The 20,980-nt window shown below is 66.6% G+C and carries 18 protein-coding genes and 1 tRNA gene; 8 read left to right on the top strand and 11 right to left on the bottom strand.

Annotation, left to right across the window (positions count from 1 at the left end; all coding sequences use genetic code 11):
• Positions 1 to 16 precede the first annotated feature (16 nt).
• The 4 genes from PKE75_RS06540 to PKE75_RS06525 form a co-directional block, all read right to left on the bottom strand.
• Complete coding sequence (locus PKE75_RS06540; protein WP_271167909.1) at positions 17 to 2,149, bottom strand: molybdopterin-containing oxidoreductase family protein; 2,133 nt, start codon at positions 2,147 to 2,149, stop codon at positions 17 to 19.
• 139 nt (positions 2,150 to 2,288) lie between these two features.
• Positions 2,289 to 3,155 (bottom strand): lysylphosphatidylglycerol synthase transmembrane domain-containing protein, encoded by an 867-nt coding sequence (locus PKE75_RS06535; RefSeq protein ID WP_271167908.1) that lies wholly within the window; start codon positions 3,153 to 3,155, stop codon positions 2,289 to 2,291.
• A gap of 121 nt (positions 3,156 to 3,276) precedes the next feature.
• Positions 3,277 to 4,296: a cytochrome d ubiquinol oxidase subunit II gene (gene cydB, locus PKE75_RS06530; RefSeq protein WP_271167907.1), complete on the bottom strand. Its 1,020-nt coding sequence runs from the start codon at positions 4,294 to 4,296 to the stop codon at positions 3,277 to 3,279.
• Between the two features lie 5 nt (positions 4,297 to 4,301).
• Positions 4,302 to 5,723 carry a cytochrome ubiquinol oxidase subunit I gene (locus tag PKE75_RS06525; RefSeq protein WP_271167906.1) on the bottom strand — a complete coding sequence of 474 codons (1,422 nt, stop codon included), beginning with the start codon at positions 5,721 to 5,723 and terminating at the stop codon, positions 4,302 to 4,304.
• A gap of 173 nt (positions 5,724 to 5,896) precedes the next feature.
• Here PKE75_RS06525 and ypfJ point away from each other — a divergent pair, with 173 nt between their 5' ends.
• Positions 5,897 to 6,802 carry a KPN_02809 family neutral zinc metallopeptidase gene (gene ypfJ / locus PKE75_RS06520; protein ID WP_271167905.1) on the top strand — a complete coding sequence of 302 codons (906 nt, stop codon included), beginning with the start codon at positions 5,897 to 5,899 and terminating at the stop codon, positions 6,800 to 6,802.
• Between the two features lie 130 nt (positions 6,803 to 6,932).
• On the opposite strand, the gene PKE75_RS06515 is transcribed toward ypfJ, so the two are convergent.
• The 6 genes from PKE75_RS06515 to aroA form a co-directional block, all read right to left on the bottom strand.
• A complete protein-coding gene (locus PKE75_RS06515; RefSeq protein ID WP_271167904.1) occupies positions 6,933 to 7,283 on the bottom strand; it encodes a LapA family protein in 351 nt (116 codons plus the stop codon).
• Positions 7,280 to 7,582 carry an integration host factor subunit beta gene (ihfB, locus tag PKE75_RS06510; protein WP_271167903.1) on the bottom strand — a complete coding sequence of 101 codons (303 nt, stop codon included), beginning with the start codon at positions 7,580 to 7,582 and terminating at the stop codon, positions 7,280 to 7,282. Before ihfB ends, PKE75_RS06515 begins: the two co-directional genes overlap by 4 nt.
• Positions 7,583 to 7,646: 64 nt before the next feature.
• Complete coding sequence (gene sppA / locus PKE75_RS06505; protein ID WP_271167902.1) at positions 7,647 to 8,597, bottom strand: signal peptide peptidase SppA; 951 nt, start codon at positions 8,595 to 8,597, stop codon at positions 7,647 to 7,649.
• Between the two features lie 189 nt (positions 8,598 to 8,786).
• Positions 8,787 to 10,505, bottom strand: a complete 1,719-nt coding sequence (gene rpsA / locus PKE75_RS06500; RefSeq protein WP_271167901.1) for a 30S ribosomal protein S1 — start codon at positions 10,503 to 10,505, stop codon at positions 8,787 to 8,789.
• A gap of 315 nt (positions 10,506 to 10,820) precedes the next feature.
• Complete coding sequence (cmk, locus tag PKE75_RS06495) at positions 10,821 to 11,468, bottom strand: (d)CMP kinase (protein WP_271167900.1); 648 nt, start codon at positions 11,466 to 11,468, stop codon at positions 10,821 to 10,823.
• On the bottom strand, positions 11,469 to 12,812 hold the full coding sequence (gene aroA, locus PKE75_RS06490; RefSeq protein ID WP_428979127.1) for a 3-phosphoshikimate 1-carboxyvinyltransferase: 1,344 nt from the start codon (positions 12,810 to 12,812) through the stop codon (positions 11,469 to 11,471).
• Positions 12,813 to 12,947: 135 nt separating this feature from the next.
• On the opposite strand from aroA, the gene PKE75_RS06485 reads away from it, so the two are divergent.
• Together PKE75_RS06485 and PKE75_RS06480 are read left to right on the top strand one after the other, a co-directional pair.
• A complete protein-coding gene (locus PKE75_RS06485; protein WP_271167898.1) occupies positions 12,948 to 13,376 on the top strand; it encodes a TIGR02300 family protein in 429 nt (142 codons plus the stop codon).
• Positions 13,377 to 13,530: 154 nt separating this feature from the next.
• Positions 13,531 to 13,606: transfer RNA gene (locus tag PKE75_RS06480), tRNA-Ala, on the top strand.
• Between the two features lie 112 nt (positions 13,607 to 13,718).
• Here PKE75_RS06480 and PKE75_RS06475 read toward each other — a convergent pair.
• The gene (locus PKE75_RS06475; protein ID WP_271168521.1) at positions 13,719 to 15,047 is read right to left on the bottom strand and encodes a recombinase family protein; all 1,329 of its coding nucleotides are present in this window, start codon (positions 15,045 to 15,047) and stop codon (positions 13,719 to 13,721) included.
• A 14-nt stretch (positions 15,048 to 15,061) separates the two neighbouring features.
• Between PKE75_RS06475 and PKE75_RS06470 the strand changes: the two genes are divergently transcribed.
• The 5 genes from PKE75_RS06470 (at position 15,062) to PKE75_RS06450 (ending at position 20,926) form a co-directional block, all read left to right on the top strand.
• Positions 15,062 to 15,367 (top strand): hypothetical protein, encoded by a 306-nt coding sequence (locus PKE75_RS06470; RefSeq protein WP_271167897.1) that lies wholly within the window; start codon positions 15,062 to 15,064, stop codon positions 15,365 to 15,367.
• 192 nt (positions 15,368 to 15,559) lie between these two features.
• Positions 15,560 to 17,137: an ABC transporter substrate-binding protein gene (locus PKE75_RS06465; protein WP_271167896.1), complete on the top strand. Its 1,578-nt coding sequence runs from the start codon at positions 15,560 to 15,562 to the stop codon at positions 17,135 to 17,137.
• A 41-nt stretch (positions 17,138 to 17,178) separates the two neighbouring features.
• Complete coding sequence (locus PKE75_RS06460; RefSeq protein ID WP_271167895.1) at positions 17,179 to 18,159, top strand: ABC transporter permease; 981 nt, start codon at positions 17,179 to 17,181, stop codon at positions 18,157 to 18,159.
• The gene (locus tag PKE75_RS06455; RefSeq protein ID WP_271167894.1) at positions 18,159 to 19,082 is read left to right on the top strand and encodes an ABC transporter permease; all 924 of its coding nucleotides are present in this window, start codon (positions 18,159 to 18,161) and stop codon (positions 19,080 to 19,082) included. The genes PKE75_RS06460 and PKE75_RS06455 overlap by 1 nt, the downstream gene beginning before the upstream one ends.
• The gene (locus PKE75_RS06450) at positions 19,082 to 20,926 is read left to right on the top strand and encodes a dipeptide ABC transporter ATP-binding protein (RefSeq protein ID WP_271167893.1); all 1,845 of its coding nucleotides are present in this window, start codon (positions 19,082 to 19,084) and stop codon (positions 20,924 to 20,926) included. The genes PKE75_RS06455 and PKE75_RS06450 overlap by 1 nt, the downstream gene beginning before the upstream one ends.
• Positions 20,927 to 20,980: the final 54 nt, after the last annotated feature.

The raw sequence follows: 20,980 nt of genomic DNA, 5'->3' as shown, positions 1-20,980 counted from the left end.
GCCGTCGAGCACGATTTCAGACCGCGAGCCCGACCTCGACGAGATTGTCCGAGAAGGTCGGCGAGTGGCCCATGCCGCCGTAGGTCGACGAGGAGATGATGTTCACCGCCCCGCCGCGGTTCAGCGTGCGCCAGTAGCCGAGCGAGGCCACGACCACGCCGGGCGGCACGTCCTCGGTCACCTTGGCGGCGCCGTGGAACTGGCCGCGGTCGTTGAACACCCGCACGATCGCGCCGTCGCCGACGCCGCGGGCGCCCGCGTCCGCCGGGTTGATCAGGATCGCTTGCTCGCCCTGCACGGCGATCTTGCGGCCCTCATTGGCGTATTGCGAGTTCAGGAAGGCGTGGCTCTTCGGCGAGACGATGTTGAGCGGGAAGCGGGCGGCGGCGGCCGGGTTGGTCTCGCGCGCCTCGTTCGGCGCGACATAGCCGGGCAGCGGATCGAGCGCCTCGCCGCCCTGCATCTTCTCGTACATCTGCCGGAACGGCGGGGCGACGAAGTTGCCGTTGTCGACGGCGGACTGCGAATAGAACTCGACCTTGCCGGACGGCGTCGGGAAATCGCCCTCGGCGTGCGGGGTGCGCGTCGAGGGATCGCCGACCGCGAGCCGCCAGAAGCCGTGGCGGCGGAAGTAGTCCATGTCGCAGCCCGCCATCTTCGGCGACGACCAGTCGACGTACCACTCCATCAGCTCCTTCTCGTCCATCGAGAACTGCGGCTCGTCGAAGCCGAAGCGCTTGGCCAGCATGCGGAACAGCTGGGCGTTGGACACCGTCTCGCCCGGCGCCTCGATCGCCTTCTCGTTCAGCGTGAAGAAGAAGTGGCCCCACGAGAACATCAGGTCGTCGTGCTCTGCCGCCATGGTCGCCGGCAGCAGGATGTCGGCGTAGCGGGCGGTGTCGGTCATGAAGTGCTCCGACACGACGGTGAACAGGTCCTCGCGCTCGAGCCCCTTCACGATCTTGTCGGTGTCGGCGGACTGCGAGACCGGGTTGCAGTTGTAGACCATCAGCGCGTGGATTCCGGGCTTGAGATCGCTTTCGCCGGTGAGCGCCGCGCCAAGCTTCAGCACGTTGACGGTGCGGGTGCCTTCGGGGATCAGGTCCGGTCGGCAGACGCGGTCCCAGTGCACCGGGAACTCCCACATCGGCATCGCATAGATGCCGCCGCCCGCATCCTTCCACGAGCCGGTCAGCGCCGGCAGCGAGAAGATCGCGCGCAGCGCCTGGGAGCCGCCAGCCGACCGCTCGACCGCGACGCCGGGCCGGAGGGCTGCGTTCTTGGTCGTGGCGTATTCATGCGCCAGCATGCGGATGTCTTCGGCCGGCACGCCGCACAGCGTGGCGGCGTATTCTGGCGTGAAGGCCTGCGCCCTCTCCTTCAGCTGGTCGAAGCCGACGGTGTGGCGGCTGACATAGTCCATGTCGGTCAGGTTGCCGTTGATGATGACGTGGATCATCGCCATCGCGAGCGCGCCGTCGGTGCCGGGCTTCGGCTGGATGTGCCAGTCGGCCTCCTTGGCGGTCCGCGAGCGGTAGGGGTCGATCACCACCACCTTGGCGCCGCGGCGCTGCGCGTCCTTCACGATGTGCCAGTGGTGGATGTTGGTCGAGATCGAGTTGCAGCCCCAGATCACGATGTACTTCGAGTGCGTGAAGGACAGCGGATCGGTGCCGTTGGTCGGTCCGTTGGTCAACAGCCACGCGGTCGAGGAGCCCGAGCCACAGAACGTCTTCTCCGCGACCGTCGCGCCGAGCTTGTTGAAGAACGCGTCGCCGACGGTCAGCCCCTGCACCAGGCCCTCGTTGCCCAGATAGCTGTAGGGCAGGATGGCCTCTGGCCCGTGTGTCGCGATCGTTTCGCTGAACCGGGCGTGGATCGTGTCGAGCGCCTCCTCCCATGAGATGCGCTCGAATTTTCCCTCGCCCTTCGGCCCGACGCGCTTCATCGGGAACATCAGGCGGTCGGGATTGTAGTGGTGCTTCTCGAAGTCCTTGACCTTCACGCACAGCGACCCGCGCGTCATCGGGTGTTCGGCGTTGCCCTTGACGGAGGTGAGCTTGCCCTCCTCCGTCGTGTAGATCATCGCGCAGGTGTCGGGACAGTCATGCGGACACGCGCCGAGTTTGGTGGTCGATGAGTCGAGCATGGGGGAGCCTCCAAGCTGTCCGATCAGATCCTCCATCGAGGATGATCGATAACGACTACATGTGAGCCTCCATCATAGGAGGAAGATTTTGCAAACGACAAGCGCCTCAAATGTCTAGATGTTCGCCGTCAGCGACTATTTATTCTACTTTCAGGACGCGACGCTTGGCTACGATCTCGCTCAGCGCGAAGGCCGACAGTCCGAGCACGAGCGGCGCGAGGAAGTGGACGGCCCGGTAGACGAGCAGCGGGCCGATGAGGTCCTGAGCCGGCAGCAGACGCTGCACCACCGTTTCGAGCACGCCGAGGCCGCCTGGCGCGCGGGTGACGGCGCTCGCGGCGTTCGCCGCCGCGTAGGCCGCGGCGACGGTCGGATAGGACGCCTCAGAGACAGCCGCGATGACCTGATGAAGGGACGCCGCGACGCAGGCGTAATCGACGGCCCCGACCGCGACCTGCGCGATCGCGAGCCGCAGGGACGGCATACGAAACACGCGCCGCCTGACCGTGAAGGGCGTCCGGCTCATCGCGGCGGCGCAGAGGTAGACGCCGATGACGGCGAGGCATCCGAGGCCCAAGGCGCGGACGCCGCCGGCCGACAGGCCGGTCGCAAGCGCCGCGACGTCGGGCGCAAGCAGGCAGGCGAAGCCAGCCAGCACGATGTGGCCTAGCACCACGGTCGCGCTCAGAAACGCCAGGGCCGTGACGATCTGCTCCGCCGTCAGCCCCCAGCGCGCATAGAAGCGCCAGCGCAGGATGGCTGAGCCGAAGCCCGCTAGGTTCAGCGTATGAGAGATCGATGTGCTGCAGAACGAGGCGAGCGCGGCCCGGCGCCACCGCTGCGGAGCTCCGGCGTAGCGCAACGCCAGCGCGTCATAGCCGGTGTGGCAGAGATAGGATGCTGCGCTGAAGGCGCCGGCTCCCGCCAGCCGCGCGACAGGCACCGCCTCGATTGCGGCGGCGAGTTGGGCGCCGCTGTACCGGCTAAGCGCGCGCCAGAGCAACATGGCGCCGAAAACCGTGGCGGCGGTCCCGATTGCAGCCTTTACGACGCCGCGGCGGGTAGGCGGTCTTGATGACGGAACGGACATCGATCAGCCGCCGGCTAGCGCTCGATCCAACCGCGCTTCAGTGATAGCCCTCGCCGGCGCGCACCTTTCCACGGAAGATCCAGTACACGAAGACGGTGTAGCCCATGATGATCGGGAACATCACCACCGTGCCGACCCCCATGAAGATCTGCGACGCCGGCGCCGCGGCCGCGTCCCAGAAGGTGATATGAGGTGGCACGAGATATGGGTAGGTCGAGATCGCGAGTCCGATGAAGCCGAGCACGAACAGCGCGATCGAGCCTACGAAGGGACCGATCTCTCGGCCGTTCTCGATCCCGCGCCAGACGAGCCAGGCGACGCCGGCCGTCACCAGCGGGATCGGCCACAGGAACAGCAGGTTCGGCAGCGAGAACCAGCGCTCCCAGATTCGATCGACGAGGAGCGGCGTCCAGAGACTGACGAGACCCATCGCGACGATCATCGCGATCAGCAGCGGCGCGGCCTGCCGACGCGAGCGGGCGGCGACTTCGCCGTCCGTCTTCATGGCGAGCCAGGTCGCGCCGAGCAGCGCGTAGCCGAGCACCACGCCAATCCCGCAAAGCGCGCCGAACGGCGTCGCCCAGTCGAGCGCGCCGCCGGCGAACTGGGGGCCGAGGGCGCCTTGCGTCTGGACGTCCACGCCCTGGATCAGACCGCCGAGGATCAAGCCCTGGCAGAAGGCGGCGACGATCGAGCCCCCTGCGAAGGTGACGTTCCAGACGCTCTTGTTAGGCTTCGCGACCCAGCGGAACTCGAAAGACACCCCGCGGAAAATCAGGGCGAGCAGCATGACGATGACCGGCAGGTAGAGCGCCGGCATGATGACCGCGTAGGCCTTGGGGAACGCGACCCACAACCCCCCGCCGCCGAGCACCAGCCACGTCTCGTTGCCGTCCCAGAACGGCGCGACCGTGTTCATCATCTGGTCGCGCTCGTGTTCGTCCTTGGTGAAGGGAAAGAGGATCCCGATCCCGAGGTCGAAGCCGTCGAGGATGACGTACATCGCGACCGCGGCGCCGATGATCCACGCCCATGCGAGCGGTAGGTACCATTCCATGCCCATCACCCCGCAGCCGGCGTCATCTGCCCGGAGCCTTCGATGGCGTCTCGGGCGGCGTCTTCTGCCGCCGAAAGCGGGCGGCTCGCGCCGCCGGAACGCGGCGGGGCGATGATCGAAGGATCGGGACCGCGATTGATCAGGCGGTTGATGTAGTAGACGCCGACCGAGAACACACAGCAGTAGACCAGCACGAACAGGCTCAGCGAGATCAGGAGACTTGTCGTCGAGACCGGCGACATCGCATCAGCCGTGCGCAGAATTCCCGTGGCGACCCAGGGCTGGCGGCCCTGCTCGGTGACGATCCAGCCCGAGAGGATCGCGACGAAGCCGAGCGGCCAGAGATAGGAGGCGCCGCGCTGGTACCAGCGCGCATCCCAGATTTCGCCTCTCCACAGGAGATAGGCGCCGGCGAGGCCTGTCCCGATCAGCAGGAAGCCGATCGCGACCATCAGCCGGAAGCCGAAGAACACGCCGATCAGCGGCGGCCGGTCCTCCTTGGGGAAGTCGAGCAGCCCCTTGATCCGACCGTCCCACTGGTGGGTCAGGATCAGGCCGGAAACCCGCGGAATCGAAATCTCGTAGTCATTGCGCTCGGTCTTGGCGTTCGGGATCGCGAACAGCGAAAGCGCCACGGGCGCCGAGCCGTCCCAGTGGCCCTCCATCGCGGCGACCTTCGCCGGCTGGTGCTCCAGCGTGTTCAGTCCGTGCTCGTCTCCGATGAAGGCCTGCAGCGGGGCGACGATCGCGATCATGCCGACCGCCATGCGCACCATCGTGCGCGCGTCCTCGCCGAATCGGCCCGCGAGCAGGTAGCGGCAGCCGACCGAGAGCACGACGACGGCGGTGGTGAGATAGGCCGCTGTCATCATATGCGCGAAGCGGTACGGGAAGGACGGGTTGAAGATGATCTCTACCCAGTCGACGGGATAAGCGATCCCGTCCCGCATCTCGAAGCCCGCCGGCGTGTGCATCCAGCTGTTCGCCGACAAAATCCAGAAACCGGAGATCGCGGTGCCGAACGCCACCACGCAGGCCGAGAGCACGTGCAGCCAGGCCGGCACCCGGTCCCAGCCGAACAGCATGATCCCGAGAAAGGTGGCTTCGAGAAAGAAGGCGGTGAGCACCTCGTAGCCGATCAGCGGACCGATGACGTTGCCGACGACCTCCGAAAACCGGCTCCAGTTGGTGCCGAACTGGTAGCTAAGCACGATGCCTGAGACGACGCCCATCGCGAAGGAGACGGCGAATATCTTGGTCCAGAACCGCGCCAGCCGGTGGAATCGATCCGCGCCGGTCTTCTGCCAGAGCAGCAGCAGCGTCGCCACATAGGCCGAAATGCCGATCGAGAACGCCGGAAACACGATGTGAAACGACACGGTGAAGGCGAATTGCAGCCGCGCGAGGATGTCGGGGTCGAGGTGCATCAATCGCCTCCGGCGACACGCGACGCTTCGGATCGCGTCATCGCTTCTCAGAATGATTATAAAACGAGCGGCGGGTCTCGGTCGAGGCGCCGCTTCGGATTACCGATCTGCCGTTTCCGGCTCTCGGAAATGCGCTATGTCCGCAAACGACGGACAGAGTTGGGGGAAGCGCCATGCGTTGGGACGATTTTCGACGGAGCAGCAATGTCGATGACGTCCGCGACGAGGGCGGCGGCGGGGGCGGCTTTCGCTTTCCGGGCGGCGGGGGCGGCGTCGGCATCGGCGGGCTGATCGTCGTCGGCCTGATCTCGTGGGCGCTTGGCGTCGACCCCCGGCTGATCCTCGCCGGACTCGAGACCGTGCAGGGCGGGGGCGGATCCGGCTACAGCCAGCAGGACCAGCCCGGTCAGAAACAGCGCGAGCTGAGCCCTGAGGAGCAGAAGCAGGGGGATTTCGTGCGCGCCGTGCTCGCCCAGACCGAGGATGTCTGGGACGACATTTTCAAGCAGTCCGGTTCGACCTATCAGAAGCCGCGCCTGACGCTGTTCAGCGGCGTGACGCGCTCCGCTTGCGGACGCGCGCAATCGGCGATGGGCCCGTTCTATTGCCCGTCCGACCAGCGCGTCTATCTCGACACCGAGTTCTTCGACGAGCTCGCGCGCAAGTTCAAGGCGCCTGGCGACTTCGCCCGCGCCTACGTCATCGCGCACGAGATCGGCCACCACGTGCAGAACCAGCTCGGCATCATGGAGAAAGCCAACGCCGCCCGCGAGCGCGCGGGCTCCGAGGAGGCATCGAACGCGATTTCAGTGCGGATCGAGCTTCAGGCCGACTGTTTCGCCGGCGTCTGGGCAAATTGGGCCGACAAGAAATACCACATCCTCGAGCAGGGAGACGTCGAGAGCGCGCTTCGGGCTGCGACGCAGATCGGCGACGACACGCTGCAGCGGCGTTCAGGCGGCGCAGTGGTGCCGGACAGCTTCACGCACGGCTCTTCGGCGCAACGCGTCAAGTGGTTCCGCACGGGCGTCGACGGCGGCGACCCGAAGAAGTGCAACACGTTCGCAGGCCAGCCCTGAGGCGGGGACCGCCGTCGTGGCCTCTCCGCCCCGCCGCCCTCTGGTCTTGACCAAAAGCTGCGTGGATAGGCTTACGCTCGAACATGCATGGGTCCACCCGGACCATTTTCTTATCGTCTGGAAAAACGGCTCAGGCCGCGTGGCGCGGCGGAGCGGGTAGCGCCACGCGGGCGCTGGCGACCTCGCGACGCGCCGCTTCCTTTTCGGCCTCGAGCCTTGAGGTTTCGACGCGGCGCCGCTTGGCCTCCTTCCGCCACTTCCCCTGGCGCAGCCACGACGCGACGCCGCCGACCACCACTCCGGCCATCAGCGAGACCAGGATCACGGCGAACAGGGGCAGGGTGACGGAAAGCGCCGGCGCGTCCGGCGCGAATGGATCGAAGCCGACGACCACGTCCTGACGGTTGGCCACCGCGAACAGCACGATGACGATCGCGAGCGGAACCCCGATCAGCCCTCCGAGCAGACGACGCAGCGTCATGCCCGGGCGCCCTCGGCCTCGTCCCGGTTCAGCCTCACGCGCATCTCCTTGCCGGTCTTGAAAAACGGCACGACCTTGCCGTCGACCGGAACGTGCTCGCCTGTCCGCGGGTTCCGGCCGACGCGAGCAGGGCGCGCCTTGACCGAGAACGCCCCAAACCCGCGCAGCTCCACCCGATCGCCGCGAGCGAGCGCATCGATGATGCCGTCAAGGATAGCGTTGACGATGTTCTCGACATCGCGCTGGTAAAGATGAGGATTCATCTCGGCGATGCGAGCGACGAGTTCTGACTTGATCACTGACCCCTCCGATCCGGGACCGGCCATTACAAAGAGCCGAAGTATTCGAAGACCTTAGGATCTGTTAAGAAGGTTGCCAGATGGCGAGAAGACCGTCAAGGACGCCGCTCTCGCCGTTTCGTCGAAGGGAGGCGGCGACGCCGGGCAGACCGGCGGCGTCGGCCAGCGCCCCGGCGAGGGCGCCGAAGCCGAAACCGCCGAAGCCGGACTTCGGCTTCCAGTCGCGCACAGGCAACGAAGTGTCGACGCCTTTGGTCCCGAGCCAGGCGAGCGCCTCCTTCTCACCGCCGATCTCGTCGATCAGCTTCAGATCGATCGCCTGCCGACCGGTGAAGACGCGCCCGTCGGAGACGTTGGCGAGCGCTGCGTCATCGAGGCCGCGCCGCTCTTTCACAACACCCTTGAACCATGCGTAGCTATCGAGAATCAGCGCCTCGATGGCCCTGCGGGCCTCGGGGCTCGTCGGCTCAAGGCCGCTGGGCGAGGCCTTCAGCGGCGACGACTTGATGCTCTCGACCTCGACGCCGACATTCTTCAGCAGGCCCGTGAAATTGGGATACTGCGCCAGCACGCCGATGGAACCGGTGATCGACGTCTTGTGCGCGACGATGTGGTCGGAGGCGATCGCGGCGATATAGCCGCCGGACGCCGCGAGCGAGCCGACGACCGCCGCGACTGGGCGGTCCTTCGCGACCAGCCGGATCGCGTCGTAGATTTCCTCCGACGCGGTCACGCCGCCGCCGGGGCTGTCGATCATCAAAAGCACGCCCTTCGCGTCGCTCTTCGCAAGGTCGGCGAACAGCTTCTGGCGCTTCTCGTCGTCGAGAATGACGCCGGATATCGCGATCTTGGCGATGTGGTCGCCGCGCGGCCCGGCTTTCTCCCCGCCCCCGCGCGCAGCGAGCGCGCCGAAGATCACGGCGACCGCCGCAAGCCCGATCGCTCCGATTCGCCAGAAGGCGAGCCGCCGTCGCAACGCCCGCCGGTCGAGAATCGCGTCGGTGTCTAGGGGCATGGCCGTCGTCCGTGTTCGGGTCGTCTGAACCCGGCGCGGATCGGCCCGCAGCGGGGCGAATGGCCTAACACGACGAAGGCCCGCGCGGAACTCCCGCGCGGGCCTTCGGTCTCGATCGGCGTCCGTCGCATCGCCCCTCCCCACGCCTCAGCGCGGAAAGGGTCGAGGGCGACTGTTCGCCTGGTCTTCTCAGTCCTCGTCAGAGCCTTCGTTGCGCTTCTTGAGCGCCGCTCCAAGGATGTCGCCGAGCGACGCGCCGGAGTCGGACGAGCCGTAAGTCGCGACGGCCTCCTTCTCCTCGGCGATCTCGAGCGCCTTGATCGACAGGGCGACCTTGTGAGCCTTCTTGTCGAACTGCGTGATGCGCGCGTCGAGCTTCTGACCGACCGAGAAACGCTCGGGGCGCTGGTCGGCGCGGTCGCGCGCGAGATCGGCGCGGCGGATGAAGGCGACCACGTCGGTGTCGACGATCTTGACGTCGAGACCGCCTTCCTTGACCTCGATCACCTCGCAGGTGACGACCGAGCCCTTGCGCATTTCGCCCGAGGTCTCGACGAACGGATCGCCGCCGAGCTGCTTCACGCCGAGCGAGATGCGCTCCTTCTCGACGTCGACGTCGAGAACTTGGGCGCGCACCATGTCGCCCTTCTTGAACTCCTCGATGACCATTTCGCCCGGACGGTTCCAGTCGAGGTCGGAGAGGTGGACCATGCCGTCGACATCGCCGTCGAGACCGAGGAACAGACCGAATTCGGTCTTGTTCTTGACTTCGCCCTCGACCTCGGAGCCGACCGGGTGGCTCTCGATGAAAGCCTCCCAGGGGTTCTGCATGGTCTGCTTGAGGCCGAGCGAGATGCGGCGCTTCACCGGGTCGACCTCGAGCACCATCACCTCGACCTCCTGGGAGGTGGCGACGATCTTGCCGGGGTGGACGTTCTTCTTGGTCCACGACATCTCGGAGACGTGGATCAGGCCTTCGATGCCCGGCTCCAGCTCCACGAAGGCGCCGTAGTCGGTGATGTTGGTGACGCGGCCGGTGAACCGGGCGCCGGCGGGGTACTTCGCCTCGATGCCCTGCCACGGATCGTCGAGCAGCTGCTTCATGCCCAGCGAGATGCGGTGCGTCTCGTGGTTGATCTTGATGATCTTCACCTTCACCTGCTGCCCGATCTGGAGCAGCTCGGTCGGGTGGTTCACACGGCGCCAGGCGATGTCGGTGACGTGCAGCAGGCCGTCGATGCCGCCGAGATCCACGAACGCGCCGTAGTCGGTGATGTTCTTGACGACGCCCTCGATGACCTGGCCCTCTTCGAGGTTCTGGACCAGCTCCTGGCGCATCTCGGCGCGGGACTCTTCAAGCACGGTGCGGCGCGAGACGACGATGTTGCCGCGCCGGCGATCCATCTTGAGGATCTGGAACGGCTGCGGCGTGCCCATGAGCGGGCCGACGTCGCGCACCGGGCGGATGTCGACCTGGCTGCGCGGCAGGAAGGCGGTCGCGCCCTCGAGGTCGACGGTGAAGCCGCCCTTGACCTGGTTGAAGATGACGCCTTCGACCTTCTGGTTCTCGTTGAAGGCGACCTCGAGCTTGACCCAGCTCTCTTCGCGGCGCGCCTTGTCGCGCGACAGCACGGCTTCGCCGAGCGCATTCTCGACGCGCTCCAGATAAACCTCGACGACGTCGCCCACCTTGAGGGGGGCGTCGCGGCCCTGGCCGCTGAACTCCTTGACCGCGACGCGGCCCTCGGTCTTCAGGCCGACGTCGATGACGGCCATGTCCTTTTCGATCGCGGTGACTGTGCCCTTGACGACGGAGCCTTCGGCGACGTCGTGCTTGTCAAAGGACTCTTCCAGCATCGCGGCGAAATCGTCGCGCGAGGGAGCAGCGGCTACGGCAGTGGCGTTCATGAAGTCTCCTGCCCGTCTTCGGGCTCAGGCGCCGGCGTTGGCGTTAAAGGGCGTTCTTCACATGGCCGACAGCGTCGGATGGACCGCTTCGCCCGGGAGCGAAACAGGCCGGCGCTCGACGACGCAGCGACCGGGAAGAACCGTCCGGAGACCTTTGGAGCGTCCTGGAGGTCGACAAAGGGTGACGGCGGAAAGCCGGAACGCCAAAAAGGCGCACGGCGAGGCGCGCCCCGGCCTGTCGGTCTCCTGAACCGCGCCCGAAGACCGTCCAGATGGCGCGCTCGTTAGCAGATCAGCGATCGCGACGCAACGCGTTTAGCCCGACGCGGCGGTCCGGCCGGCCGTGAGCCGAGCTTCGATCACGGCCACGGCGGCGAGGAAGGCGGTCTCGGCGTCGAGCGTCGTGGTGTCGACGAGCACCGCGTCATCCGCCGGCTTAAGGGGAGCCGTCAGCCGGTTCATGTCTCGGTCGTCGCGCGCCTTGATGTCGGCGAGGATCGCGGCTTCGTCCACCGGCTCCCCCCGGTTCGTCAGTTCGAGCGCGCGCCTGCGGGCCCGCTCCTCGGCGGACGCGATCACGAACAGCTTCACCTCGGCGTCGGGACAGATGACCGTGCCGATATCGCGCCCGTCGATCACTGCGCCCGGCGGCTCGGCTGCGAAGCGGCGCTGAAAATCGAGCAACGCGGCGCGCACGGCCGGAACGGCGGAGACGATCGAGGCCCCCTCCCCCGTGCGGCGGCTGCGCAATGCGGGATCTTCGAGATCCGCCGGATCGATATCGCGGGCGGCCCGGGCCGCCGCCTCCGCGTCGGCGAGATCTTGCCCCTGCGCGATCATCCTCAGAGCGACCGCACGGTAAAGCACGCCCGAATCGAGATGACGGAGCCCGTAATGGGCGGCGATTCGGCGCGCGAGCGTGCCTTTGCCGGACGCGGCCGGCCCATCGATCGCCACGATCACTTATTCTTCCCCGAAGTCGATCAAGGCGCCGAGGCTCCTCATCAGCGGCACGAAGGACGGAAAACTCGTGGCGATCGTCGCGCTGTCATCGACGGCGACCGGCCGCTCGGAGGCCAGTCCCATCACGAGGAAGCTCATGGCGATGCGGTGATCGAGATGCGTCGTCACTGGCGCTCCACCGCCGGGCACGGCGCCGCAGCCTACGACGATCAGGTCGTCGCCCTCGATCCGCGCCTCGACGCCGTTTCCGAGAAGGCCTGCATGGACCGCCGCCAGGCGGTCGCTCTCCTTCACGCGGAGTTCGTGCAGGCCTCGCATCCGCGTCTCGCCGACCGCGAAGGACGCCGCGATCGCAAGGATCGGATACTCGTCGATCATCGTCGGAGCGCGCTCCGGCGGGACGTCGACGCCCGTCAGCGACCCGGCGCGGACAACGAGATCGCAGACCTCCTCGCCGCCCTCTTCGCGAACATTCGTCAGTGCGATGTCCGCGCCCATCTCCTGCAGCGTCGTCAGGAGCCCTGTGCGGAGCGGATTGGTCATGACGCCGTCGAGCGCGACCTCCGACCCCGGCACGATCAGGGCCGCCACCAGCGGGAAGGCGGCGGAAGACGGGTCCGCCGGGACGGAAATAGCGGCAGGCGTAAGCTCTGGCTGGCCCACGAGGCGGATCAGTCGCCCGTGAGGGCCGCGCCGCTCGACGGTGACCTGGGCCCCGAAGGCGCGCAGCATCCGCTCGGTGTGGTCGCGCGTCGCCTCGCGCTCGATGACAGTGGTTTCGCCGGGGGCGTTCAACCCCGCGAACAGAACGGCCGACTTCACCTGCGCGGACGGCACGGGAGATTCGTAGACGATCGGCAGCGGACGGTCCGCGCCTTTCAAACGCAAGGGCAGCCGGCCGCCTTCGGCGGAGAAGACCACCGTCGCGCCCATCTGTTCGAGCGGGTCCAGAATGCGCCGCATCGGCCGTGAGCGGAGCGAGGCGTCGCCGTCGAACGTCGCCTCGATCGGATGGCCTGCGACGACGCCCATCATCAGACGCGAGCCGGTGCCGGCGTTCCCGAAGTCGAGCGCCTTGCCCGGGGATTTCAGGCCGCCGACGCCGACGCCGCGCACCCTCCACTCGCCCTCGCCCACCCGATCGACCTCCGCGCCGAGCTCTCGGCAGGCCCGGGCGGTGGCGAGCACGTCCTCGCCCTCGAGCAGCCCGTCGATCCGGGTCTCACCAACGGACAGGAGACCGAGAATGAGCGAACGGTGCGAAATCGACTTGTCGCCGGGCGCGCGGACGCGGCCGGCGAGCGAGGCTGAACGGCTGGAGTGCGCGATCGAGGCTGCGGACAAGGAAGACACGAGTGTGAGGCTGCGTTCCGACTGACGGCGCGAGGGCCCTTGAACGGGCGCTTTCGCTCTTGACAGCCCGGTCCCGTCACGTCAATCCACCGCCTCGCTCTCAGACAGCACGCGGAAACGATCGATTTGGCCAAGCCCGAACTCGGCTCCAAACGGACCTGCCAGTCCTGCGGCGCAAAATATTACGACCTGATGCGCGATCCGATCACGTGCCCGAAGTGCGGCACGCTGTTCGTTGCGACCGCGCTCGTGTCGAGCGCTGCTATGGCCCGCGCCGCCAAGGCGGACGCGGCTCGCGCCAAGGCCCGTCCGATCGAGGACGAGGACGTCGTCGATAAGGTCGAGGCCGACGACGACATCGACGCGATCTCGCTCGAGGACGCGGACGAGGAAGCTGCGCCGAAGGAGAAGGTGGTGACGTCCGACGACGACGAGGACGTCGAGATCGACGCCGCGGACGACGACGCCGACGAGACCTTCCTCGAGCCGGACGAAGATTCCGACGACGACATGACGGACATCATCGGCGATCGCGAGAAAGACGACGAGACTTGAACCCCGTCACGAAACGTGATTTTGAGATGCGCCGCGGCCTGTAGGCTGCGGCTCATGTCCTGACCGGGAAGCGTCCCGGCAGGCGCCTTGGCGAAAAAGGCGAAACGTCCGGTCCGGTGGCGATCCCAACGCCGCCGCCTGACCGCACCCCGGTGGGGCCATAGCTCAGTTGGGAGAGCGCTTGAATGGCATTCAAGAGGTCGGCGGTTCGATTCCGCCTGGCTCCACCAAGCAGTTTCTTAGAACTTGGGATTTTTTGAGGCCGCACGGATTGTGCGGCCTTTACCGGGATTTAGCTGACGGGTGAGCCCCGCGCGCTGTCTCTGGTAGGCGGTCTCAGGCTCAATAAATCGCGCCAGCGCCGCCCGTCTCCGCACTCCAAGAGCAATGTCGTGCGGCGCAAGCGATGCACCTCGCCGCGCCATCCGAGAGCGCGTCGGCGAGCGCCTTCGCGGTGACGCCGCGCGGGAGACGACCATCAGCGATGGCCTTCACCAGGCCAGGCGCGAGGAAGGCATAGTCGATCATCTGCTCGATGTGACGTCGGCTGCAGCCATGCCGCTCGGCAAGCTGATCAAGATCGACGGTTCGCCCGCGCTCGAGCCCCGCCACGCACCGCCGGCCAAGAGCGATGCACCTCAATAGGACCGCGCGCGCCTCGGCCTTCATCGGGAGAGTGGATGCCTCCGTTAGGCCCATGCTCCCTCTTCCACTCGATCGAACAGGCGAGGCGACGCGAATCACGTCGCCATCGGCGAGTCGGAGCTCGATGACGTTCTTAGACAGGACGGTGCGGCTCAGATGTTCGTCGACGAGCGTGCGATCGTCATCATCGGACTCTGATCTCGAACGGAGCGCTGCGATGACGACGTTTTCGATCGCGGACGCCGAGATGCGCTTCACCGATTCGGCGTCGGCTCCCCTGCCCTGCACCAGCACGCACGAGACGTAGTAGCGATAGCGGACGCCTTTCTTGTTGGTGACGCTCGGCGTCATCGGGTTTCCGCGATCGTCGAACAGCCGGCGGAACAGCAGCGCGCCCGAGGTTGAGCGCTGCATCTTCGCTCCATTGCGATTCTCGACGAGTTTGGCAGCGACGGCGGCGAATAGCTCCGCCGGGACGATCGCAGGATGCTCTGCCGGATAGCTCTGGCTCTTATGGTTGATCTCGCCGAGATAGACCCGGTTCGCCAACAGATGCGCCAGCGGCCCGTTGGTCAGCGGAACACCGCCGATCGTTCTGCCGGAGGCCAGCACTCGACTGCGGGTGACGACGCCTTTCTCCCGAAGCTCCTTCTGCACCGCCGACAGCGATCCAAGCGCAAGGTAGCGCTCAAAGATCAGCTGGACGATGGCGGCTTCGGTCTCGTCGACAAGCAGCTTTTTCGATTCGACCCGATAGCCAAGCGGCACGACCCCGCCGACCCAGATGCCGCGCTTCTTCGACGCCGCGATCTTGTCTCGGATGCGCTCGCCGGTGACCTCCCGCTCGAACTGGGCGAAGGACAGCAACATGTTGAGCGTCAGCCGGCCTATGCTGGTCGTCGTGTTGAACGACTGCGTGACCGACACAAATGAGACGCCACTGGCGTCGAACAGCTCAACAAGCTTGGCGAAGTCGGCCAGTGAGCGCGTCAGGCGATCGACCTTGTAGACCACGATAATGTCGATGCCCCCAGAGCGAGGTGAAAGGCCGCTTCGTGTTTCCGGCGGCGACTGGCTACGGCAAGCATCTGTATTCAGCGATGGGGCTCCCCGAGGGGAAGCGCGCCCTCCTCGAAACCGCCTTCATGTCCTTGCTCGACGATCAAGCGGCGAAAGCCTTGGACATCCTGAGAGATCCTCACGCTCCAGGCATTCCGATCCCGCTGCGTCATGCCGCGGCACGCTTCGTGGTCTCGCTGCTCCTTCGAACGCCCGAAGAGATCGAGCGGATCAAGAAGCATTACTTGGAGAAGTGGCTGAAGGGGGCATGTCTAGCCGTAACTTGAGCCCCCACTGAAGCGGCACTCCCCGTGCACTGCATTCGGCCGCCGCTGCCTATGGGCTGAGCATACGACCGGCCGCTCGCAGCGCGCTTCGGCGCTCACCCTCAGCGTCCTGTTTGGGCCGCACGACGTGGCACGGGGCTTGCTGTGGTTTTTAACCACTTTGAACGTTGTGTGGTTTTCTAGGGGACGACAATGGCTGACATGATCGATCGCCGCCGCATCCTTCTTGGCGGAGCCGCCGTCGCCGGCGCGGGGTTCGTCCAGATCAATCCGGACTTCCTCATCTCTTCCGCCTACGCCCAGAGCGGCAAGGAAATGGTCTTCCTGTCCGCCGAGAACATCACCGGCAACTGGGATCCAACCGCCCACACGACGCTCTCGCAGAAGAACATCGAGGGCTACGTCATGGGCTTCCTGACGCGGACCCCGATGAAGCTCGAGGATCCGGGCGCCGTCGTCTACGAGCTCGCCACCGACATCAAGCTGCTCGATCCCCATCGCCTGCAGATCAAGCTCAGGAACGACATCGTCTTCCACGACGGCAAGCCGTTCAAGGCGGAGGACGTCAAGGCGACCTTCGAATATGGCTCCAAGCCCGACCGCCCGGCGCAGTGGTATCCCGGCCCGAGCGAGACGCTGACCATCGAGATGCCGGACGACTACACGGTGATCGTCGACACCTCGAAGGGAGGCTATCCCGCCCATCTCTTCATCTTCCTCGCGTCCTTCCTGCCGATCATGTCGGCCAAAGACGTCGCGGGAGGACCCGGCGGGCCGCTCACGCAGCGGCTGAACGGCACCGGCCCGTTCAAATTCGTCGAGCAGCGCGGCAACGCCACGATCCTCGCCGCTTTCGACGGCTACTTCCGCGGCAAGCCGGCGATCCCGGGCATCAGCTTCAACTTCGTCGGCGACTCCACGACCCGGATGCTCTCGCTCATGAACGGGCAGGCCTCGATCGTGGAGCGTCTCGAGCCCGAACAGGTGGAAACCGTCAAGGGCAATCCCAAGCTCACCACCAACGAGGTGGTCTCGGTCGAGAACAAATATCTCTGGTTCCGCTGCTCGAAGCCCCCGTTCAACGACCCGCGGGTTCGACTGGCGGCATGCCACGCCATCGACCGGTCGCTGATCCTCGACCTGCTGGGCTCGGCCGGTCACGCCTCGGCGAACTACGTCTCACCAGTCAAGTTCGGCTATGTCGACCTCAAGAACTATCCCGCCTTCGACCCGGACAAGTGCCAGGCCATGCTGGCGGAGGCCGGCTTCCCGAAGGGCGCGGGGTTGCCGCCGCTCGAATACATCACCTCGGTCGGCTTCTACCCGAAGACCAAGGAATACGGCGAGGTCATCACCTCGATGCTCAACGACCAGGGCTTCAAGGTCAGCCTCACCGTGCTCGAGCCCGCGGCGTGGAACGAGCAACTCTACCATCGTCCCGGCGGCGGCCCCGGCCACATGGTCGACTGCGGCTGGTCGACCGGCTCGCCAGAGCCTGACCTCATTCTCCGCACCCATTTCCACTCGTCCTCGCACCGCATCTGCGGCGTCGAGGACGCGGAGATCGACGCGAGCCTCGACAAGGAGCGCAACGCCGCGACGCTGGAGGAGCGCAAGACGATCCTTCAGACCGAGACCATGCCGCTGCTCGCCTCCAAGGTCCCGGCGCTGTCGCTCTTCACCTCGGTGATGATCCACGCGATGCAGAAGGATCTGACAGGCCTCTACATCTATCCCGACGGCTCGATCGACGCCTCCAAGCCCGCCTGATGCTTGGGGCCCCGAACGGCCGCGACGGAGTCCGGAGTCCCATGTTCGTCCTGAGTTTTCTGATCCGCCGGCTGGCGCAAGGCGCGGTCATCATCTTCCTGGTCTCGCTGCTGATCTTCACGCTGCTGCGCGTGGTTCCGGGCGATCCCGTGCGGCTGATGGCGGGCGGCATGGCGCCGGAGGCGTTGATCGAGGAGATCGCGACCAAGATGGGCCTGCGCGACCCCATCGTCGTGCAGTTCGGCCGCTACATGGGCAAGGTCGTCCAGGGCGACCTCGGCCAGTCCTTCGTGCGCCCCGCTAACGGCGCGGCGACCGGCGGCGCGAGCTTCAACGACGCGACGCGCGGCGAGCGCGCCGAGGTGCTCGACCTGATCCTCGAAACGCTGCCGATGACGCTGCAGCTCGCCGCCACGGCGCTCGCCATCGCGCTCGTTTTCTCGACCGCGCTCGGCGTGGCCGCAGGGCTCAATCCCGGCGGCTGGATCGACAAGCTCGCCTTTTATGTCTCGTCGGTGTTCATCTCGCTGCCGAACTTCTGGCTCGGCATCGTGCTCGCCCTGCTCCTGTCGGTGAAGCTCGGCTGGCTGCCGGCAATCGGCTACGCCGGCTATTCCTACACGATCCTCCCGGCCATCGTGCTGGCGGTCGAGCTCTCGCCCGTGCTGATCCGGACGCTGTCGAGCGCGGTCGCGGCCCAGATGGGACAGTCCTACGTCGCGATAGGCCATGTGCGCGGGCTGACCCTCCCGCGCATCGTCCTCAACCACGCGCTGCGCAACGCCTCCGTCCCGCTGCTGAACGTGCTCGGGGTGCAGTTCTCGAGCCTGCTCGGCGGAGTGATCATCGTCGAATACATTTTCGACTATCCCGGCCTCGGCCTGCTGACGATCAACGCCGTGCTGCAGCGCGACTTCCCGCTGATCCAGGGCATCGCAATCGTCACCAGCGCGATTTTCGTGCTGATCAACATCCTGGTCGACCTCGCGGCGACCTCCATCGATCCGAGGCTCGAATACTGATGAGCGCGATCGACCCCGCCTTCACCGCGCTTCCGATACCCTCGCCCGCGGCGAGCTCGCGGTCGATCGCGCGCCGCATCCTCGGCCGGGCCGCGCGTTCGACCGAGTTCCGAATCGGACTGGCCCTCTTCGCGATCCTGCTGCTCGCCGCCGCGGTCTATCCAGAGCTGAGCGGCATCGATCCCACCAAGATGGACGTGCGCGCCCGCCTGCTTCCGCCGCTCTTCATGGGCGACAAATGGAGCTGGGCCCATCCGCTCGGCACCGACCAGATCGGGCGGGACATGCTGGTGCGCAGTGTCGTCGGCCTGCGCTACTCCTTCCTGATCGGCGTCGCGTCGGTGGCGGTGACGCTGCTCATCGGCTGCGTTCTCGGCGCCGTCGCCGGCTATTTCGGCGGACGCGTCGACACGCTGGCGATGCGCGTCACCGACGCCCAGCTTTCGATCCCGATGATCATCCTCGCGATCGCCGTGCTCGGCGTCTCGCGGCCAACGATACCGGCCATCATCCTGGTCCTCGGCCTGTCGAACTGGCCGGTCTACGCTCGCGTGATGCGCTCGGTGGTCATGGCGGAGCGGGGGCGCGAATATGTCCGCGCCGCGCAGGTCTCGGGCGCGACGCACGCCCGCATCATCCTGACGCTGCTCATCCCGTTGCTCGCGCCGCCGATCCTGCTGACTTCGATACTCGACGTGGCGCGGATGATGATCTTCGAGTCGACGCTTGGCTTCCTCGGGCTCGGCGTCCAGCCTCCAACGCCGACCTTCGGCAACATCATCGCCGACGGCCGCAAATATCTTCTCAACGCCTGGTGGATCGCCACCATGCCCGGCGTCTTTCTGTGCCTGACGCTGACCAGCATCAATCTGATCGGCGCCGCCTTCGAACGCGCCCGCAACACGATCTACGGAGGCGTGTGATGGCCGCCGCCGTGCTCTCCGTCCGCAACCTCTCGGTCGACCTTGCGCTCGCCGGGCGCGAACGGCCGATCCTCAAGGACATTTCGTTCGACATGCGCCCCCGCGAGATCGTCGGGGTGGTGGGCGCGTCGGGCTCGGGCAAGACCGTCCTGTCGAAGGCGGTGGTCAACTGGATCGAGGCCCCGCTCGCGATTCGTGGCGGCGAGGTGAGGTTCCGCGACCGCGACATCCTGGCGATGGCGCCCGGAGAGATGCGGCGGCTGCGCCGCGACGTCGCCTATGTCGGCGCGAACCCGATGGGCGCGCTCGACCCGACGCTCCCCGTCGGCCGGCAGATCGTCGAGAAGATCCGGGCCGTCGCGCCCGAGATCGGCGGGGCGGAGGCCGCCCGGCGCGTCGTCGAACTGCTGGAGGCGGTCCGCATCCCCTCCGCCAAGGCGCGCTTCCACGATTACCCCTCCCAGTTCTCGGGAGGCATGATGCAGCGCGCGCTGATCGTCGACGCGATGGTGTCGAACCCGACGCTGCTGGTCGCCGACAACGTCACCCAGCCTCTCGACGTCACCGTCGCGGCGCAGGTGATCCGTCTGATGCGCGAGCTGACGGAGCGCTTCGAGACCGCCGTGCTCTTCGTGTCATCGTCGCTGCCGGTGGCGCGGGAGGCGGCGAGCCGCATCCTGGTTATCGACGACGGCCGCCTCGTCGAGGAGCAGCCGACCGAAGCGCTGATCGCCTCGCCGCGCCACCCCTACACCCGCGAGCTGGTATCGCAGGTTCCCGCGATCTGGCGAGAGGCGCCCGCTGTCCCGCGCGGCTCCAACGCCGAGCGCAGCGCCGTCGTGAGCCTCAACGACGTGTCGCAGACCTACAGGGTCAGGAAGCGCGGCGCCTTCGCCGGCGCGAGCGAGCTGAGGGCCGTCAGACGCGTCACCTTCGACGTCTTCAAGGGCGACAGCTTCGCCGTGGTCGGCGAGTCCGGCTGCGGAAAATCGACGCTGATGCGGCTGCTCAGCCGCCTGGAGCGGCCGGCCGGCGGCGAAGTGCTCTGCGAGGGCCAGGACATCTCGAAACTGTCGGGCGCGGGGCTTCTGGCGTTCCGCCGGAAGCTCCAGCTCGTTCTGCAGGATCCGTTCGACTCGCTGCCGCCGCGCACCGCGATCGGCCGCATGCTGGAGATTCCGCTGCGCGTCCACGGCTGGCGCGACGCCGGCCGCATCCGCGAGAAGGTCCGCGCCGTGATGAACGACGTCGGCCTGCCGGACGCGCTTTACGAGGAGCTGCCCACGGGCTTGTCCGCCGGCCAGCGGCAGCGCGTCAACGTCGCCCGCGCCATGGTGCTCGATCCCGAGATCCTGCTGATGGACGAGACGCTCTCGGCGCTCGACCAGACCGAGCAGTTCAAGCTGCTGGCGCTGTTCGAGAAGCTGCAGCGCGAGCATTCGCTCACCTACATCTTCATCTCCCACGACCTCGCCATGGTGCGGAAGGCCTGCAACCGGATCGCGGTGATGTATCTCGGCGAGGTGGTGGAGCTCGCGGACAACGATCGGCTGTTCTTCGATCCGGGCCATCCCTACACCAAGGCCCTGCTGTCGGCGATGCCGACGCTCGAGGAGCGCCGCTACCGGCCCGAGGACTGCCTGCTGGAGGGCGAGCCGCCGAGCCCGATCGATCTCCCGACCGGGTGCTCCTTCCGCAGCCGCTGCCCGCAGGCCTTCGACCGCTGCGTGCGTGAAAATCCGCTGCTGACGGCCCGCGGACGGACGGACTTGTCGTCCTGCCATCTCGTCTCGTCGCCTTCGGCGATCGCCGCCGAGCGGGCGAGCCGGAGCACCGGAACGTGACGCGGCCGGCTTTGGAATTGCCGCTGGAGCGGTCCCGTGCCAACGAGCCTTCGT

It is taken from the genome of Hansschlegelia plantiphila (assembly GCF_027922265.1).
GTDB classification, from domain to species: Bacteria; Pseudomonadota; Alphaproteobacteria; order Rhizobiales; family Methylopilaceae; genus Methylopila; species Methylopila plantiphila.
The sequence above is the reverse complement of the archived record's forward strand: the minus strand, read 5'-3'. Positions and strand labels throughout refer to the sequence as shown.

Coding starts and splice junctions, on each gene's coding strand:
- PKE75_RS06540 (WP_271167909.1), bottom strand. CDS start 2,149: ATGCTCGACTCATCGACCACCAAACTCGGCGCGTGTCCGCATGACTGT.
- PKE75_RS06535 (WP_271167908.1), bottom strand. CDS start 3,155: ATGTTGCTCTGGCGCGCGCTTAGCCGGTACAGCGGCGCCCAACTCGCC.
- cydB (WP_271167907.1), bottom strand. CDS start 4,296: ATGGAATGGTACCTACCGCTCGCATGGGCGTGGATCATCGGCGCCGCG.
- PKE75_RS06525 (WP_271167906.1), bottom strand. CDS start 5,723: ATGCACCTCGACCCCGACATCCTCGCGCGGCTGCAATTCGCCTTCACC.
- ypfJ (WP_271167905.1), top strand. CDS start 5,897: ATGCGTTGGGACGATTTTCGACGGAGCAGCAATGTCGATGACGTCCGC.
- PKE75_RS06515 (WP_271167904.1), bottom strand. CDS start 7,283: ATGACGCTGCGTCGTCTGCTCGGAGGGCTGATCGGGGTTCCGCTCGCG.
- sppA (WP_271167902.1), bottom strand. CDS start 8,597: ATGCCCCTAGACACCGACGCGATTCTCGACCGGCGGGCGTTGCGACGG.
- rpsA (WP_271167901.1), bottom strand. CDS start 10,505: ATGAACGCCACTGCCGTAGCCGCTGCTCCCTCGCGCGACGATTTCGCC.
- PKE75_RS06465 (WP_271167896.1), top strand. CDS start 15,560: ATGGCTGACATGATCGATCGCCGCCGCATCCTTCTTGGCGGAGCCGCC.
- PKE75_RS06460 (WP_271167895.1), top strand. CDS start 17,179: ATGTTCGTCCTGAGTTTTCTGATCCGCCGGCTGGCGCAAGGCGCGGTC.
- PKE75_RS06455 (WP_271167894.1), top strand. CDS start 18,159: ATGAGCGCGATCGACCCCGCCTTCACCGCGCTTCCGATACCCTCGCCC.
- PKE75_RS06450 (WP_271167893.1), top strand. CDS start 19,082: ATGGCCGCCGCCGTGCTCTCCGTCCGCAACCTCTCGGTCGACCTTGCG.